At 70.2% G+C, this 17,518-nt stretch carries 14 protein-coding genes and 1 tRNA gene; 6 read left to right on the forward strand and 9 right to left on the reverse strand.

What is annotated here, in order from left to right:
* Positions 1–118: 118 nt before the first annotated feature.
* A complete protein-coding gene (locus tag A605_RS13080) occupies positions 119–1,363 on the forward strand; it encodes an MFS transporter (RefSeq protein WP_015401985.1) in 1,245 nt (414 codons plus the stop codon).
* 60 nt (positions 1,364–1,423) lie between these two features.
* On the opposite strand, the gene A605_RS13085 is transcribed toward A605_RS13080, so the two are convergent.
* The 3 genes from A605_RS13085 to dcd form a co-directional block, all read right to left on the reverse strand.
* A complete protein-coding gene (locus A605_RS13085) occupies positions 1,424–1,831 on the reverse strand; it encodes a hypothetical protein (RefSeq protein WP_015401986.1) in 408 nt (135 codons plus the stop codon).
* On the reverse strand, positions 1,828–3,165 hold the full coding sequence (locus tag A605_RS13090; protein ID WP_015401987.1) for a UDP-glucose dehydrogenase family protein: 1,338 nt from the start codon (positions 3,163–3,165) through the stop codon (positions 1,828–1,830). The genes A605_RS13085 and A605_RS13090 overlap by 4 nt, the downstream gene beginning before the upstream one ends.
* Positions 3,166–3,295: 130 nt before the next feature.
* The gene (dcd, locus tag A605_RS13095; RefSeq protein ID WP_015401988.1) at positions 3,296–3,859 is read right to left on the reverse strand and encodes a dCTP deaminase; all 564 of its coding nucleotides are present in this window, start codon (positions 3,857–3,859) and stop codon (positions 3,296–3,298) included.
* Positions 3,860–3,969: 110 nt separating this feature from the next.
* On the opposite strand from dcd, the gene A605_RS13100 reads away from it, so the two are divergent.
* Positions 3,970–4,040 (forward strand) — tRNA-Gly (locus A605_RS13100).
* 244 nt (positions 4,041–4,284) lie between these two features.
* Here A605_RS13100 and A605_RS13105 read toward each other — a convergent pair.
* The 5 genes from A605_RS13105 to A605_RS13125 all read right to left on the reverse strand — a co-directional run bounded on the left by A605_RS13105 (position 4,285) and on the right by A605_RS13125 (position 10,879).
* Positions 4,285–5,979 carry a VanW family protein gene (locus tag A605_RS13105; RefSeq protein WP_244428987.1) on the reverse strand — a complete coding sequence of 565 codons (1,695 nt, stop codon included), beginning with the start codon at positions 5,977–5,979 and terminating at the stop codon, positions 4,285–4,287.
* A 193-nt stretch (positions 5,980–6,172) separates the two neighbouring features.
* Entirely contained in the window at positions 6,173–7,030 is an 858-nt protein-coding gene (locus A605_RS13110) for a quinate/shikimate dehydrogenase (NAD+) (protein ID WP_015401990.1), read from the reverse strand.
* Positions 7,031–7,038: 8 nt separating this feature from the next.
* Positions 7,039–7,485, reverse strand: coding sequence for a type II 3-dehydroquinate dehydratase (aroQ, locus tag A605_RS13115; protein ID WP_015401991.1), 447 nt, complete (start codon positions 7,483–7,485; stop codon positions 7,039–7,041).
* A gap of 41 nt (positions 7,486–7,526) precedes the next feature.
* Entirely contained in the window at positions 7,527–9,401 is a 1,875-nt protein-coding gene (locus tag A605_RS13120) for a bifunctional sugar phosphate isomerase/epimerase/4-hydroxyphenylpyruvate dioxygenase family protein (RefSeq protein ID WP_015401992.1), read from the reverse strand.
* Positions 9,401–10,879 carry an MFS transporter gene (locus tag A605_RS13125; protein WP_015401993.1) on the reverse strand — a complete coding sequence of 493 codons (1,479 nt, stop codon included), beginning with the start codon at positions 10,877–10,879 and terminating at the stop codon, positions 9,401–9,403. Before A605_RS13125 ends, A605_RS13120 begins: the two co-directional genes overlap by 1 nt.
* Positions 10,880–11,135: 256 nt before the next feature.
* Between A605_RS13125 and A605_RS13130 the strand changes: the two genes are divergently transcribed.
* Positions 11,136–12,026, forward strand: coding sequence for a LysR family transcriptional regulator (locus tag A605_RS13130; RefSeq protein WP_015401994.1), 891 nt, complete (start codon positions 11,136–11,138; stop codon positions 12,024–12,026).
* Positions 12,027–12,047: 21 nt separating this feature from the next.
* Here the strand turns inward: A605_RS13130 and A605_RS13135 are convergent, their stop codons facing one another.
* Positions 12,048–13,271: a glycoside hydrolase family 3 N-terminal domain-containing protein gene (locus A605_RS13135; protein ID WP_015401995.1), complete on the reverse strand. Its 1,224-nt coding sequence runs from the start codon at positions 13,269–13,271 to the stop codon at positions 12,048–12,050.
* A gap of 226 nt (positions 13,272–13,497) precedes the next feature.
* Between A605_RS13135 and A605_RS13140 the strand changes: the two genes are divergently transcribed.
* From A605_RS13140 to A605_RS16070, 3 genes are read left to right on the forward strand one after another with little or no spacing between them, the layout of a single operon-like run.
* A complete protein-coding gene (locus A605_RS13140; RefSeq protein ID WP_034991013.1) occupies positions 13,498–13,974 on the forward strand; it encodes a universal stress protein in 477 nt (158 codons plus the stop codon).
* Between the two features lie 56 nt (positions 13,975–14,030).
* Positions 14,031–14,228 (forward strand): DUF2613 domain-containing protein, encoded by a 198-nt coding sequence (locus A605_RS13145; RefSeq protein ID WP_015401997.1) that lies wholly within the window; start codon positions 14,031–14,033, stop codon positions 14,226–14,228.
* Position 14,229: 1 nt separating this feature from the next.
* Positions 14,230–17,490, forward strand: coding sequence for a DUF3367 domain-containing protein (locus tag A605_RS16070; RefSeq protein ID WP_015401998.1), 3,261 nt, complete (start codon positions 14,230–14,232; stop codon positions 17,488–17,490).
* The last annotated feature ends 28 nt before the right edge of the window (positions 17,491–17,518 follow it).

Below are 17,518 nucleotides of genomic sequence, written 5' to 3' on the forward strand. Positions count from 1 at the left end.
CTGTGGGGCGTACGGTTTGCATCATACAAATCACTCTCAAGATTCCAGGAGGACCACGGTGACGGCTCACACCGACGCGGATCAACCCCACTCCACCAGGCCCGGCACAGGAGCCGCGATGCCACCGTCCCCGGATCCGGGCAACCCGCCGCTGGTCACCCCCACCTTCTTGCTGTCCTGGCTGGTCAACTTCGTCCAGTTCCTCCTCTTCTACCTGTTGGTGACCACGGTGGCCCTGTACGCGGTCAAGGAATTCGCCGCCTCGGAGGCCGCCAGTGGCTTCGCCGCCAGCTCCTTCGTCGTCGGCGCCACCGTGGCCCGGATCTTCGCCGGCTACCTCATCGATGTCCTCGGACGGCGCCGGATCATGCTGGCCGCCATCGTCGTGGTGACCATCGCCTGCGCCCTCTACATTCCGGCCGGCACTCTGCCGCTGCTGATCGTCGTGCGCTTCGTCCACGGCTTCGGCTACGCCTTCGCCAGCACCGCCCTGATGGCCATCGCGCAGTCCGCGATCCCGTCCCGGCGTCGCGCCGAGGGCACCGGCTACTTCGCGCTCGGTTCCACCCTGGCCACCGCGGTCGGACCGGCCCTGGGCCTGTTCCTGGTCGGTTCCTTCAGCTACGACGCCCTGTTCCTGGTCACGCTGGCGACGGCGGCCGTCGGCCTGCTCCTCGGGTTGTTCCTGCGCAGGCCCGCCGAACAGCGGGAGGCCGAGGCCGCCGCCGAGAAGGCCGCGCGGGAAGCAGGCGAGACGCCGAAGCACCCTCGTTTCTCACTCAGCGACATCGCGCATCCGGCGGTGATCCCGATCGGCGCCTTCATGCTGTTCGTGGGCCTGTGCTATGCGGGCGTGATCACCTACCTGAACGCGTACGCGGAACAACGCGACGTGGTCACCGGTGCGGGACTGTTCTTCCTCGCCTACGCGGCGACCATGCTGGTGATGCGCTTCGTGCTCGGTAGGGTGCAGGACCGGCACGGCGACAATGTGGTGATCTACCTGGGTCTGGTCTGCTTCGCGCTCGCTCTGGGGCTGCTGGCCGTCGCGACCGCCGACTGGCAGATCATCATCGCGGGCGCGTTGACCGGACTGGGCTACGGCACCCTGATGCCGGCGTGCCAGGCCATCGCCGTCAGCGCGGTGCCCGCGGACAAACTCGGCACCGGCATCTCCACGATGTTTCTGTTCATGGACGTGGGGCTCGGGCTGGGACCAATCGCCCTGGGGGTGCTGGTGTCCGCGACCAGCTACGGCACCATGTACGCCGTCCTGGCCGGCGTGGCGGTGCTGGCCGCTGTCTTCTACCATGCCGTGCACGGGCGTCACGACGTCGCGCAGAGGGGACCCGCGGCACTCTGACCGGAGGTGGCCGGGCATGACAGACAACCTTCATGTCGCCCCCGTTCGCGTGAACTGTCTCTAGACCATCGTGCCATCGGGGAAGAACACGTTCGGCCCCTGCGGATCATAGAGACCCAGGCCCAGCCGCTCGGCGACCGCCGGGATCGTCTGGGCCACCTTCTCCGCCTTGCCCCACGGGAACGCCAGATAAATGTGGTCCACGCCGATCTCGTAGTCGGCCAGCCGGTCCTCCAGCCCCGGAACCTCGGCGAGCTCGTTCCCCGAGGGGGCGTCGGGACCGTTCACCGGCGGAAAGTCCACGCGCAGCTCGTCGTAGAAGGCCACCAGCTCCGGTGACGTCCCGTCGGGCGAGGTGACATCCCACCCGTCGGGATGCCCGGGGTTACGGCACCAGGCGAGCAGCTCGTCCGTGGGGGTATCGGCCGGGACGGCGTCCAGGGTGAAGACCATCAGGTCGTAGCTCACGCGCTCGCCTTGTCCAGGCTGCGGCCGAGGGCGTGGATGGTCCAGCCGGCGTCCCGCCAGGTGACCGGGTCGAGGACGTTGCGGCCGTCGATGATGATCTTCGTGTCGACGAGTTCGCCGACGGCCACGGGGTCGAGTTCCTTGAACTGGCGCCACTCGGTGGCCAGCACCACCACGTCCGCACCACGCAGCGCCTCCTCGACCGAATCGGCGTAGCCGAGGGTGGGGAAGACCTTCTTCGCGTTGTCCATCGCCTGCGGGTCATAGACGGACACGTCCGCACCCGCCAGCGACAACGACCCGGCCACCGACAGGGCCGGGGAATCGCGCACGTCATCGGAGTTCGGCTTGAACGCCGCCCCGAGCACCGCCACCCGGTGGCCGAGCAGGTTACCGTCGCAGACCTGCTTGGTCAGCTGCACCATCCGGTCGCGGCGGCGCATGTTGATCGCGTCCACCTCGCGCAGGAAGGTCAAGGCCTGATCGGCGCCGAGTTCACCGGCCCGGGCCATGAACGCGCGGATGTCCTTGGGCAGGCAACCGCCACCGAAGCCGAGACCGGCGCCGAGGAACTTGCGCCCGATGCGCTCATCCAGACCGATGGCGTCCGCCAGGGCGGTGACGTCCCCGCCGGCGATCTCGCAGATCTCGGAGATGGCGTTGATGAAGGAGATCTTGGTGGCCAAAAACGCGTTCGCGGAGACCTTCACCAGCTCGGAGGTGGCCAGGTCCATCACCCGAAACGGGGTGCCCTGCTCCAGGGGGGTGGCGTAGACCTCGCGGGCGATCCCCTCGGCGCGGGTGCTGCCCTCCCGCACGCCCAGGACGATGCGGTCGGGACTGATGGTGTCCTTGACCGCGTAGCCCTCGCGCAGGAACTCCGGATTCCAGGCGATCTCCACACTCGTGCCCGGCCGGGCCAGGGAATCGGCCAGGGCCTGCATCTCCTCCGCCGTGCCCACCGGAACGGTCGACTTGCCGAAGATGACGTGCTCGCCCTCGAGCAGCGGCACCAGGTTCTCGATGACCGCGCGCACATACGTCATGTCCGCGGCATAGGAGCCGCGCTGCTGCGGGGTGCCCACCCCCAGGAAGTGCACGTGGGCGAACGCCGCGGCCTGCTCATAGGAGGTGGTGAAACCCAGGCGCCCGGCCTCGAGGTTGCGGGTGAGCACCTCGGGCAGCCCGGGCTCGAAGAAGGGGACCTCACCGGCCTGCAGCGAGTCGATCTTGGCCTCGTCCACGTCCACACCCAGCACGTCATGGCCCAGCTCCGCCATGCACGCCGCATGGGTCGCACCGAGGTACCCGGTGCCGATCACAGTCATGCGCATAAGGGACATTGTTACCTGTTTGACGTGAACGGTGGTTGAACTCGCATGTGAATGGCACCGACCGGCCCGCTTCCCCGCCCCCTTCGGGGGCACGTGCCGACGACGTGCCGCCGCGGGCGTCGAGAAGCGGTCAACGAAAGTTGAGGTAGTACCGCGACGGGGTCGGCCCGCGCTGGTCCTGGTACTTCGAGCCGAGCTTGCCGGTGCCGTAGGGGAACTCGGCGGGTGAGGACATCCGGAAGATCGCCATCTGCCCGACCTTCATGCCCGGCCACAGGGTGATCGGCAGGTTCGCCACGTTCGACAGCTCGAGGGTGATGTGCCCCGAGAAACCCGGGTCGATGAAGCCCGCGGTGGAGTGGGTGAGCAGACCCAGGCGACCGAGCGAGGACTTGCCCTCGAGGCGGCCGGCGAGGTGGGTCGGCAGGGAGAACTTCTCCAGGGTGGAGGCGAGCACGAACTCACCGGGGTGGAGAACGAAGGACTCCCCGTCGGGAACCTCGACGAGGGTGGTCAGATCCTCCATCGCCTGCTTCGGGTCGATGTGCGTGTACTTCGAGTTGTTGAACACCCGGAAGAACTTGTCGATGCGCACATCCACACTCGACGGCTGGACGAGTTCAGGGTCGTAGGGCTCGACGCCCAGGTCACCGGAATCGATGGCGGCACGGATGTCACGGTCGGAAAGCAGCACGTCGCCAAGTGTACGTCAGACGGTGTGGTGGCCGACACGGGGCCATTTGCGGCGCCGGCGAGGGCGGGTGCTACACTAGCCGGTAGCTCACGTGAGCTGCAGTTATCACTGCCGGTGTAGTTTAGTGGTAGAACATCAGCTTCCCAAGCTGAGAGTGCGGGTTCGATTCCCGTCACCGGCTCTCATCAGGCCCGGTCCGCCCTCGTGGTGGACCGGGCCTTCCGCGTGTCCCCTTGTCGGCTCCGGCCCGCGGGGGCTACGCCGGCGCGTTCCCAAAGGGGCGGTTTACCCGGAGAAGATGCCGGATCAGCGGTTTTTCGCCGGTGAACCGCCCCTTTACAACGCATGACGACCGGGACGACAGAAGGCCGGTGCATCCTCTCCAGAGGGTGCACCGGCCTTCTGTCTGCCCGCGGACTACCGTCCTAACTGCAGCGCACGATCGGCTGCGGGTCGTAGACGGTGGTCTGGGTCTCGCGGGAGATCTCGTTGCCGTTGAGGTCGCGGATGATGCGGGTGTCCGAGGTGGTGAATCCGGGCGCACCGCCGGAGGGGATGCAGTCGTCCCCGGAGATCACCCGGGTCTCCGGCTGCGTGTGGGCCCAGCGTCCGCCCGAGACAGACTCGACGTCGGTGGTGTCGACACCCATCAGCCGGACCGTGACGTTGCCGCCGCCGACAGCGGTGTCGATCCGCACCGGGTACTCGGTGTTGTTCCGGAACTGCAGATCAATGGCGCCCTCGTAGACGGTGGCCTCGCGGCCGGCCGGGTAGCGGGAGATGTAGTAGCTGTGCGGGGTGTGCGCCACGTCCTCCAAGCCCGCGAAATACGCGGCGTTGTAGAGGGTGGTGGCGAACTGGCTGATGCCGCCGCCGACGGCCTCCCCGGCGCGGCCGTTGATGATGATGCCGCCCTCGACGTAGCCCTGGGCGGTGCCGCGGGGTCCGGTGTAGCCGTTGAGGGAGAAGGTTTCGCCCGGCGCGACGATCGCCCCGTCCACCTCGGCGGCGGTCAGCGCGATGTTGATGCCGGAGGTCTCCGAGTAGCCGGAGGTGGTGAACTCGCCGACGACCTCGTCGAAGGTCGCGGTCTGGGCCATCTCGGTGGTGAAGGCGGCCGGGTCGTCCTCGTAGGCGGCCTCCCAGGTGCGGTCGTCCTCGTTGCCGGAGGTCACCCGCTCGGGGAAGTCGGCCAAGGTGGCCTCCCAGTTGATCTGCACGCCGTCGACGTGCGGGGTGATCTGCCGGCCGCCGTCGGTGAAGGTGATCTGGGCGTTCTGCCGCTGGCTCTCGGTGGTGCCGAGCGTCTCGGCGAGGATGCCCTGCGCGACCTCGACGTTGATGTCGGTGCGCAGCTGATCGCCCTCGGGGACGAAGGTGACGACCTCGCCCATCCGGGCCGGTTCGATCACGCCGTCGACCTCGTCGCGGCCGTGGACCACCAGCGGGGTGGACACGACGGTGGTGGCGGTGTCCTCGGCGGCCTCGACGGCGTCGGTGCCGATGGCCGGTTCGGTGATCTCGGCGTCGACCTCGACGCCGGTGGGGTCGAGCCAGCGGCTGGTCACGTCCTCCTCCAGCGCGGCGGGGTCCACGTTCTGCCCGTTGACGGGCTGGGTGACCTCGACCGCGCCGTCGACCAGCGTCACCGCGCCGTCGGCGGGCTCGGGCGTCAGCTCGCCGTGCATGCGCTCGAGCTCGGGTGTCAGCAGGGCCTGGTCCACGCCCGTGGCGACCTCGGCCTCCGTGGTGCGCACCAGGTTGGCCAGCCGGGTGAACGGGTTCGCCGGCTGCGTGCCGACGGCCGCGACGGCCTGCTCGAAGTCCAGTGTGAGGCCGGCGGCAGCGGGGACGAACTCGGTGCTGAGCTCACCGGCGCGCACGGTCACGGGCTCGTCGACGACGCCGCCGAGCTCACGCTCGAGGGCGGACACGGCCTCGTCGGGGCTCATGCCGCCGATGTCCACGCCGCCGATGCTCGTGCCGCGGGGCACGTTGTCCTTGTTCAGGGCGTAGTCGACGCCCCACGCGATTCCCGCGAGGGCGAGCAGACCGACGATCACCCCGAGAGCAACCTTCAGTCCCCGGCCACCCGCGGGCTGGTTGTTTGACTGATTCACGGTTCTCACAGTAATGGTCGCCGGAGTAAATACCTACTTAATCGCGCTTCCACCCGGATTCCCCCGAGATCATTCCCCGGGGGCGAAAGGCCGGGGCAGCGGGTCATCCCGGACCACCGTGCGCATCCCCCGGCGGAGGTGCCGGGAGACTCCGTCCGGGCCCGGTCTCCCCCGTCGTCGTAGGTGCGGGAGGTCAGCCCAGGGAGAGGAAGGTCGCGCGCATCCGCCCCGCATCAGGCTCGAGGCCGGTGAACAGGCGGAAGGCGTCGACGGCCTGGTGAATGGCCATGCCGGTGCCGTCGAGTGTGCGGCATCCCAGCGCCTTGGCCTCGGCCAGCAGTTGAGTCTCGATGGGCATGTACACCACGTCGCCCACCCAGTGCCGGGGCGTCAGGCAGGAGGTGTCGAAGGCGGTGCCGGGGTGGGCGGGCATGCCCATCGGGGTGGCGTTGACCACGCCGTCAGCGGCCGCGATGACGTCCTCGATACCCCGCGCGTCAACACCCGTGACGGCCTCCCGGCCGACGGCTGCGTTGATCGACTCCGCCAGCGCCTGCGCGCGGGTGGGATCCAGATCGGCGACGTACAGCCGCTCCACTCCGTGGGTGACCAGGGAGTAGGCCACCGCGTTGCCCACTCCCCCGGCACCGACCTGGACGACCTCGGTCATGCCGGCATCGGGAAGCCCCTCCTCCAGCCCCCGGGAGAAGCCGGTGACATCGGTGTTGTGGCCGGTGAGTTTTCCATCGGGCGAGATGACGACCGTGTTGACCGACCCTAACCCGGCGGCCTGCTCCGAGAGCTCGTCGAGCAGGGGCAGGACCGCCTGCTTGTATGGGTGGGTGATGTTGAGGCCGTTGAATCCGGTGGCGCGTGCGGCGTCGAGGAGCCCGGTCAGGGATCTGCCCTTCAGCCGGTCGGTGAGGGTGTCCAGGCGGCGGTACACCGTCGCCGCCCCCTGGGCCAGCCCCTCGGCCTCGTGCATGGCCGGGGTGCGGGACAGGGAGATGCCCTCGCCGATCAGGCCGAGGAGAATGCTGTCGTGGTTCATGATCTTCGTCAGTGTCCTTCATTGTGGTGGGTGGCCAGGATGTCCACGGCGAATCCGTACCCGGGGACGCCGGCGCCGGCGATGACGGCTTTCGCGGCCGGGGAGAGGTAGGAGTGGCGGCGGAATTCCTCGCGGGCGTGCGGATTGCTGATGTGCACCTCGACCGTGGGCAGCTCCGCCGCCTTCACCGCGTCGAGGAGCGCCACCGAAGTGTGCGTCAGGCCGCCGGGATTGAGCACGCAGCCGAGGTGGGTGCCGCGGGCGCGGTGCAGCGCGTCGATGAGATCGCCCTCATGGTTGCTCTGCACTGCGTCGACCTTGAGGCCGTGGTCCGTGGCCCGTTTCCGCACGAGCGTGACGACGTCGTCGAGCGTCTCGTGGCCGTAGATCTCCGGCTCCCGCTGACCGAGCATGTTCAGGTTGGGGCCGTTCAGCAGCAGAATCCGTTCTGCCATGGTTGATTCCTTTCCGGGGCCTCCGGGGCGGGGCCCGGGGTCTACTGCGGAATGCCGCGTTCGGCGTCGCGCACGTTGCGGTACTGGGCGGCGAGTCGGACCGGGGCGTTGTTCTCGCCCCAGCCGGAGAAACCGCCGCGGCGCTCGACGACCTCGATGAACATCGTGCCCAGGGTGCCGGTGTAGAAGTGCAGGAATTCGCCGTCGGCGTCGCGGTCGTAGAGCAGGTCGTTCTCGCGCAGTTCGGCGAGGAAGGCCGGGGTCAGGTCGAATCTCGCCTGCAGGTCGTCGTAGTAGTTCTCGGGGACCGGCAGGAACGCCAGTCCCCGCTGTCGCGCACGACGCGCCACTGCGACGATGTCGGTGGTGGTGATGGCGATGTGCTCCGGGTAGGCGGCGGCCAGGAAGTCACCCTGCTCACCGTCCTCGGGGGCGACGCTGAGCAGTAACCGCACGGTGTCGTTGGCCGAACGCATGACCTTATTGCTGATCAGCCCGATGGGGCTGGGGAACTCCTCGCGGCTGTGGGTCTCCAGCGCCATGAGGGAGGTGTAGAACAGCACGGTCTCGTCATAGTGCTGCCAGGGCTGGGCCAGATTGACGTGGTCGATGCCGGTGATCAGCGGGGCGGGCTCCAGGTCGTTGTCCGTGACGCCGAATTCCGCCAGCCACGCCGGGGCGGTCTCGGGGGCCAGACCGCTGAAGAACACTTCGGTGCCGTCGGGTGCGTACACCCCGTGCAGCTCGACCTCGCCCGCGGCCCGTTCGCGGGGGACCGGACGGGCCTGGAGCAGGTGGGCACGGGCCTGCGCGGCGGCCGGGTCCGGGGTCCGCACGCCCAGGGAGGTGATGCCGGTGGGGGCCCCGGTCGGCCCGCGGTCGCCGATGACGACGCGCACCGGCCCCTGGGTCCACACCTGGAACTGGGGCTTGCTGCGGTGGTACCCGCCGAGGCGGAAGCCGAGCTGGTGGAGCACCTTGATGGTCTCCCCCAGTCGGCCGGTGGAGATCTCCACGAAGTCCACGCCCTCGGGGTCGGCGACCTCGGGCAGCGGGGACAGCTCCAGGGCTTCAGCGGCCTTGCCCTCCCCCGCGGCGTGCAGGGCGCGCCAGGTCTGGTCCTCCAGCCACCGCAGGGAACGCAGGCCGTCGACGGCGGTGCGTCCGACCTCGGCCTTGCGGAAGGAGTCGTTGAAGATCTCCAGCGAGACCGGACCGTCGTAGCCGGTGCGCGCGAGGTGGCGCATGAACTTCACCAGGTCGAAGTCCCCCTCGCCGGGGAAGACGCGGTGGTGGCGCGACCAGGACAGGATGTCCATGCTCAGCTGCGGGGCGTCGGCGAGCTGGACGAAGAAGATCTTCTCGCCCGCGATCTCCTCCACCGCGTCGGTGGACCAGCCGCGGGAGAGGATGTGGAAGGTGTCCAGGCAGGTGCCCACCCGCGGGTGGCCGGCCAGGTCGACGATGCGTCGGGCGTGCTCGAAGTCGTTGACGAAGCGGCCCCAGGCCAGCGCCTCATAGGCGATGCGCACGTCGTAACGCTCGGCCAGTTCACCGGCGCGGCGCAGCTGGGCGGCGAAGAGCCCGTCGTCGTCGATGGTGGCGGTGGCGACGTTCGAGCACAGCAGGATGGTGTCGATGCCCAGGCGGTTCATCAACGCGAACTTCGCCTCCATGCGGCGCAGGTTCGCCTCGAACTGCGCTTCCTCCACCCCCTCGAAGTCACGGAAGGGCTGGAAGAGATCGAGGGTGAGGCCCAGGTCGGCGGCGCGCCGCCGGATCTGCTCCGGAGAGTGCGGGGAGACGGTGAGATCCTGCTCGAAGATCTCCACGCCGTCGAATCCGGCGTCGGCCGCCGCCCGGAGCTTCTCCGCGAGGGTGCCGGACAAGCAGACGGTGGCGATCGAGGTACGCATCAGAGTCGGGCCTCCTGGTGGTCGTTGTTGTTGTCTTCGGTGCGGCGGGGGTGCGGCTGGTCCGGCTCCACCACGATGGTGGTCCTGCGCTCCTTGCCGGCCTCGACGCCGGCGCGGGCCAGGTCCGTGGCCTCACCGCGGGCGGTGTGCAGGGCGTCGATCTCGTCGAGGTTGTGGTTCCTGGTCTCCTTCGCCGTCAGGCCGGCGACGGCGGCGATGACGCTGACGACGCCCACGAAGATGCCGACGCCCAGCCAGTTGTCCCCCTCGGCTCCCGCCAGTGCGGAGGCCAGGACCGGGGCGAAGCCACCGGAGACGGCGAAGCCGATCTGGGTGCCCAGCGCCAGGCCGGTCACGCGGACCGGGGTGGGGAACATCTCGGCGTAGAAGGCGGGCCAGACGGCATTCGACATGGAGTAGAACAGTCCGGACATCACCACGCCCACGATGAAGATCGCGGTCCAGTTGGCGGAGTAGATGGCGTTCAGGTAGCCGCCCATCGCCACCGCGGATCCGATGGCACCGATGACGAAGACGGGCCGGCGTCCGAGGCGGTCGGCCAGCGCCCCCGAGAGCGGGATGGCGAGCAGGGCCACCACGTTGGCGGCCACCGGGACCAGCAGCATGGTGGAACGGTCCAGGCCGACCACGTTGGTGGCGAAGGACAACGACCAGACGGTGAAGACCACGTTGACGGTGTTGATCATGGCGGCGACGGCGACACGGGCGACAGCGGCCTTGTGGTAACGCAGGGTCAGCGCCAGCGGGGACGGGCCGCGGACGGCCTCACCGTTGGCCTGAGACTCCTGCACCTCCCGGAATGCGGGCGGCTCCTCCAGGCCCCGGCGAATCAGGAAGGCGACGAGCACGACGACGGCGGAGAGCCAGAACGGCACGCGCCAGCCCCAGGACATCAGTGCTTCTTCGCTCAGGAAGAGGGTGAAGGGGATGAAGACGGCGGTGGCCAGCAGGGTGCCGAACTGGGTGCCGTGCAGCGTCCAGCTGGCGGTCAGCGCACGCCTGTGCTCCGTGGAGTGCTCCAGTGACACCGAGATCGCGCTGGCCTGTTCCCCGGAGGCGGACAACCCCTGGATGACGCGGCAGATCACCAGCAGTGCCGGGGCCAGGTAGCCGACCTGGTCGAAGGTGGGCAGGCAGCCCACGATGAACGTGCTCGCGCCGATCATGAACAGGCACAGCATCAGCACGAACTTGCGCCCGAAGCGGTCGGCCAGCGGCCCCATGATCAGCGCGCCCAGCGGACGGACGATGTAGGCGATACCGACGGTGGCCATCGAGGCGAGGATCGCCACGCCGGGCGCGGTGTCCTCCGGGAAGAAGAGCTGGTTGAGCACCAGCGCAGCCGCCGTGCCGTAGACGGCGAAGTCATAGTATTCAAGGGCCGAGCCGATCCAGCCGGACAGGGCGGCCTTCTTCGGGGTTTTGCGGTGCCCGGAGGCGGGGGCCTGGGTGGTCATGGTCAGGTGTCCTTCCGGGTTGCGGGAACCCTGTTCGTCAACACTTGTCTCGATACCTTCTCTGAGGGTTGCCGCGTCCTCCGCGCCGGTATCCGACTAAAACGGAGGGCGCGGCCGGCGACGGGACGGGGTCGGTGTCCCACGGTCTGGAGTGACCCTCTCGAGGGACGATATGCGAGTGTGATTTATAGTACAAATGCATATCCAACAACCCAGAAATACATTCCCTGCATACCGTCGCTCAAGGGGGCACCCCGTGAACCTGCACCAGCTGAAATCCTTTCTCGTGGTGGCCCAGCACGGGCAGATCTTCCGCGCAGCGGAGGAACTGCACCTCTCCCAACCCGCCCTCAGCCGGCAGATGGCCGCGCTCGAAGCGGATATCGGCGCCCCGCTGCTGGAGCGCCACTCGCGCGGGGTGTCCCTGACCCGGGCGGGGGAGGTCCTGCGTGATGAGGCCACGGAGATCCTGGCCCGCATGCAGTCGTTGATCGGCGAGATCCGCTCCGGCGAACATCTGATGACCAGTGTGAAGATCGGGGTGCCCCCGGGACTGCCGGGGACCTGGCTGCGGGAGCGGCTGGGCGGCATGCCCGAAAACGTCCGGGTCTCGCTCATCGAGGCCCCCACCGATGAACAACTGACTCTTCTGAAACAACGGCAGCTGGACATCGCCCTGGCGAGGAGGCAGAGCGAGGCGTTCCCCACGCAGCTGGTGTTCCGGCAGCGTATGGGGATCGTGGTGCGGCTGGGCTCGGAGCTCCACCACGTCCTGGGTGACCGACCCTCCGCGACGCTCTACGACATGGAGGGCCTGCGGGTCCTGGCCCATTCCCGGGGTGAGATCCGGGTGCAGGAGGAGATTCTCAAGAATGCCATGCGGTCGGTCAACGTGGACGCCACCTGGATCTTCCGCAAGTTCGGCCAGTACAGCGCGTTGATCGCCGATCTGGTCGAGGCGGATGTCGCCCTGACCACCGAGGCCTCCGCACGGCGGAACTTTCCCGGTTGGGAGTGGATCCCGCTGGAGGGCCACGACGCCTCCGGCAAGGATCTCGTGGTCCGCACGTGGGCGACCTGGAACCCGAAGCCCTCCCCCGAGGTCACGGCGGCGGTCGAGCTCTTCACGCAGGACCCCACGCCCTGACCCCGGGAGCCCGGTGCCCGGCTAGCTGCCCGACTCCAGCAGCTGGAGCTGCACGCGCAGCGCGGAGGCGTCGATCTGCCCGATCGGGATCTCCCCGGCGGTGACGGCCGCGTCCACCAGGTCGATGGCGTGCCCCAGACCGGTGGCCGAGGACCACAGGGCCTGGTCGGCGCCGGCGGCGATCGCGGCGCGCACCGCCTCCGGGGTGGGCATCCGGTCGGTGATCGCCCGCATGCCCGACAGGTCATCGGTGTAGACGAGCCCGTCGAAGGGGACCCCGCCCGGGTAGCCGCCGGAGCGCAGCAGCCGGTAGACCGCCGGATCCAGGGTCGATGGGCTGGTCCCGTCCCCGAGGCCCGGCACCACCATGTGCCCGACCATCACCGCGCCCGGCGCCTGCCCCAGCGCCACGGCGTAGGGCGGCAGATCGTGGTGGACCATCTGCTCGTAGGGCGGGGTGTGCGCCAGGCCCAGGTGAGTGTCGCCGCTGGCCTGCCCATGGCCGGGGAAGTGCTTGTACACCGGCGTGACCCCGGCCTCCGACAGTCCGCGGGCGAAAGCGGCACCGTAGACCCCGGCGGTGTGCGGGTCCGCGGAGAAGGAGCGGTCGCCGACGATCTCGAGACCGACGGTGTCCACGTCGAGGACCGGGGCGAAGTTGACGGTGATCCCGTGGTGGCGCAGCGAGGCACCGATCTCACGGCCGATGCCCGTGACCTGTTCGGGGCTCATGGTCAGCGCCATCTCACGCGGCGACGGCCAGGAGCCGAGCACCTGCGAGTGTCGCTGGACGCGTCCGCCCTCGAAATCGATGGACACGGAGAACGGCCGGTCGACGATCTCGCGGAGAGCGGCGATGTCACGGCCGGGCTCCGTGAGGATCGCCGGGTCCGCCCAGCTGGTGATGAAGATGCCGCCCACACCCTGCTCCAACTTGGCCAGGGCGTCGTCGAAGTCGGTGACGCCGACGACCATCAGGGAGGCGATCTTCGCGCGCTGTTCCTCGGGCACCCGGGAGCGGGCGATCTCCCGCGGCGTGGGCTCCGGTGTAGGCGTGCCCGTCGGGCGCGGGGTGGACTCCCGCGCGCTTGTCGACGCCGCGTCGGGGGCGGCGGACGTCGTGGGCGTCGGGGACGTCGCAGTGGTTTCCGTGGTTTCCGTGGGTCCGGAATCCTGCGCGGCGGGGGCACATGCCACGAGCAGACAGGCGGCGGCCACCAGCGCGAGGGCCGGTCTGATGTCCATGCTCCGGCCTCCTTCCCCACCGGCGTCAACGTTGTGCAACACCCCCACAGTCTGCCCGAGGCACACCCGCCGCGTCATCACCGGTTCCCCGTGCGCCCGCGGGGCGCTGGTTAGACTCGGTCCCGGTATCTGTTCCCCGCACCGGAATCTGGAGTTCCCCGTGACCACCCCACCTGAGAACCCGACCCCGGACGAGTCCCCATCGTCCGATCAGCGCCCGCTGACCATGCTCATCGCCTACGACGGCTCGCCGCAGGCCCGCCGTGCCATGGAGTACGCGGCGCGGCTGCTGCGGCCCCGCCACGTGGAGATCCTCACCGCGTGGGAGCCGCTGCACCGCACCGCGGCCCGCGCGTCGAGCATGTCGGGGATGCACCAGGCGGACTGGGTGGCCGGCGCCGAGGCGGACGACCCGGCCTACTCCCGGGCCCGGGACACCTGCCGCGCCGGCGTGGAGCTGGCCGAGTCGATGGGGCTGCAGGCACGTGCCCACATGGTGGAGTCCGCGACCGCCATCTGGTCCGCGATCGTCGACGCCGCGCAGGAGCTGCGTCCGGACGTCATCGTCACCGGCACGAAGGCGGTGACGGGTATCCGTTCGCTGTGGCAGACCTCCACGGCAGACAACGTGGTCCACAACGCCGGTATCCCGGTGTTCATCGTGCCCCCGGAGATCGAGGAGGACCGGGGCACGGAGGCCTAACGGGCCTGAGCGCGGGCTTGGCCGGGGGCTGGTCTGCGCTGCTAGGATATCTGCCCATGGCCTACCAATCCGACTCCCTCAACCGCCGCGCCCTGGGTCCGGCGGTGGCGAGCGCTGTCGTCGGCGTGGCCCTGGGCATCGTCGCCGTCATCGGCATCGCCTCCTTCTCGGGGCAGGACTCCGTGCCGCAGGGCAACGCGGTGCCCGCCCAGGACGCCCTGCTCGGCGGCCCGGAGTACGGCACCCGCGGCTGACGTGAGGGGCACCGGCCGCCGCCCGCTGCGCCCGCTCCACGCCCACCTGGCGGGCTGGCTACTGCTGGCCGCCGTCATGTTCCTCCAGCCCTGGGGGCTGACCGCCGCCGACACCAAGCACGACCTCACCGCCGATCCGGCCGGCTTCCTCGCCGGCGCCCTGCACGCCTGGACCGACACGTTCACCCTCGGTCAGCTGCAGAACCAGGCCTACGGCTACCTGTTCCCCCACGGCCTGTTCTTCCTGTTGGCCGATCCCCTGCCCGACTGGATCGCCCAGCGCCTGTGGTGGACCCTCGTCACGGGCGTGGGCTACTCGGGTTTCCTGGTGCTGGCCCGCCGCCTGCAGGTGGGCACCCCGGCCTTCCGGGTGCTGGCCGCCGGGCTCTTCGCCCTGTCCCCGCGCACCCTGTCGACCCTGACGACGATCTCCTCCGAGACCTGGCCGGTGATGCTGGCCCCCTGGGTGATGGTGCCGCTGCTGGGACGCCTGTCGACGCGCGCGGTGGCCGCCGCCGTGCTGCCCGTCGCAGCGATGGGCGCGGTCAACGCCACCGCCACCCTGGCCGCCTGCCTGCCCGCCGGGATCGTGCTGGTCTGGCGGATGCTGCGCCGCGACGGGCGCGCGGTCCGCGCCACCGCCGGGTGGCTGGCCGGCTGCCTGGCGGTCTCGCTGTGGTGGATCGGCCCACTGCTGGTGCTCGGCCGGTATTCCGCGCCCTTCACCGACTACATCGAGTCCTCCTTCGTGACCACCCGCTGGCTCAACCTGCCGGAGATACTGCGCGGGACCACCAGCTGGTCACCGTTCGTGGACACCGAGCGGGTCGCCGGCAACCTGCTGGTCTCCGAGCCGGTGTTCGTGCTGGTCACCGCGGCGGTCGCGGCGCTCGGCCTGGCCGGGCTGGCGCTACAGGACACCCCCCACCGCGGCCTGTGGACCGGGATGCTGCTGGTCGGGGTGGCGATTCTGGGGATGGCCCACGGACCTTTCGGCCAGGCCTGGCTGGACTTCCTCGACGGTGCCGGCGCTCCGCTGCGTAACCTGCACAAATTCGATCCCCTCGTGCGGCTCCCGCTGCTCATCGGCCTGGCCGCGCTGGGTTCGCACCTGCCGCTGCCGGCGTCGAGGACGCAGCTGGCGCACCCGGGGCGCCGGCACGCGGCGGCCGTGCTCGTCGTGTGCGTCGCCGTGGCCGCCCTGGCCCCGGCCTGGTCGGCGCGCCTGCTGCCGCGCGGGGCCTACGAGCAGGTGCCCGGGTACTGGCACGAGGCCACCGCCTTCCTCAACGAGCACGCCGCCGGCACCCGCACGCTCATCGCCCCGGAGGCCTCCTTCGCCCGCCAGGACTGGGGCTGGACCCGCGACGAGCCCGCCCAGCCGCTGCTGGAGGTGCCGTGGGCGGTGCGCGACGCGGTGCCGCTGATCCACCCGGAGGCGATCCGCGGCCTCGACGGGGTGATGACGGCCCTGCACTCCGGCAACGAGGCCGCCACACGGGCACTGTCGCGGCTGGGCATCGGCGCGGTGCTGCTGCGCCACGACCTCGCCGAGGGGGTGGGCGGCGAGCCGATCGACGCCACCGACCTGACGGACGATCCGGACCGGGTGCACGCCTTCGGCGGGAACGGCGAGATCGAGATCGTCCTGCTCGACCCGGACGCCGGCATGACCCTGACCAGCACGGAGCCGGTGCGGGTGGCCGGCGGCGGGGAGATCCTCGCCCTACTCGACACCCTGCACGGGCCCGCCACCCGCCAGCTGGTGTCCGGGGACGCCGAGATCGTCACCGACACCCCGATGCTCGTGGCCCGCAACTACGGCACGCTGCAGGATCCGGTCTCCGCTCCCCTGGCCGACCGCGCCGAGGGCTCGGACGTGCGCAACGCCGTGCCCGACTACCCCTCCGTGGGCCCGTACACACGGGTCGACGAGCGCGGCGGGCAGGTCGCCGCCTCCAGCTCGGCGGCGGACGCCACGAGCTTCGGCGGGGCGGACCCGGCGCGCTCGGTCACCGCGGCCGTCGACGATGACCCCGACACCGCCTGGTGGCCCACCCCGGGCACGGCGACGGGCGAGTGGATCGAGCTGCGCGGGCACTTCCCCGATCCCGTCCTGGAGATCACCGTCACCGGTGACACCACCGTCACCGTCTCCTCCGGGCCGGCGGGCACGGCCTCGGTGGAGCGTGAGCTGGTCGGCGGTGAACCGGCCGAGATCGTCGTCCCCGGCGGGGCCACCGACTCGGTGCGCGTGACCCTGCACGGTCCGGCCCCCGTGGGCGTCAGCGAGTTCGGCATCCAGGGGGTCCCGGTCGAGCGGGTGGTGAAGGTCCCCGACACCTCGCCGGAGGTGCGCCAGTTCCTCTTCCAGCACCTGGCGGTGGACACCGGGGTGCTCAACCGCGAGTTCACCGCACCCCGGGACATGACCGTCGAGGTCGACACCGCCGACGGGGAGCCGGTGACCATCGACGGCGTGGAGCACCGGCCCGGCGACACCGTCGAGCTGGCGGAAGGCGACCACCGGCTGCGCACCCACGCCCGGTGGGTCAGCCTCACCGTACCGGGCTTCACCCCGGGCCCCGCCCCCGTCCCCACCGACGCCGACATCGCCGCCGCCGAGACCGACCGCCTGCTGGTCACCGGGCGGGCGGCCAACCCGGGGCTGCGCGCGCAGATCGACGGTGTGCGGCTCGAGCCCGTGACCGTCGACGCCGCGACCCAGGCCTTCCGTGTGCCCGCCGGGGTATCGGGCCGCGTGGAGTTCTCCTTCGCCGGCGACGCCCCCTACCGCGCCTTCCTCTTCGGCGGTGGCGTGCTCGCCCTGCTCACCGTGGCCGGGTGCGTCCTGCTGCTGCTCCGGGGGCGCGACCGTCGCGAAGCGTGGTCACCGGCCGTCCTCTCCCGCGGGGGCTCCGGGGCGGGACTGCTCACCCTGGGAGCGGTCACGCTGGTCCTGGTCGCGGGATGGCCCGGGCTGCTGGCCGGGGCACTGATGTTCCTGGTGCGCCGCTACACGGTCTTCCCCGCCCCGGTGCTGGCCGGGGTGCTCACGGGCATCGCGGGTGCGTGGCTGGCGCGCGCGCCCTGGCCGAGCGCGGACTACGCCGGTGACGCCGGATTCGTCTCACTGGTCTGTGCCGCGGCACTGGCCTGCCTGCTGCCCGCGCCGCCCGGGTTCCCCGCTCGTCGGGCCGCCTCCCGCGGGCCCCGCAGGCGGCGCACCGCCCACCGCGCCGGATCCTCGACCAGGACATAGCTGGCCGCGGCCACGGGGACGGTGCCCA

Origin of the sequence: Corynebacterium halotolerans YIM 70093 = DSM 44683 (genome assembly GCF_000341345.1) — a bacterium.
In the GTDB taxonomy this organism is placed as follows: domain Bacteria; phylum Actinomycetota; class Actinomycetes; order Mycobacteriales; family Mycobacteriaceae; genus Corynebacterium; species Corynebacterium halotolerans.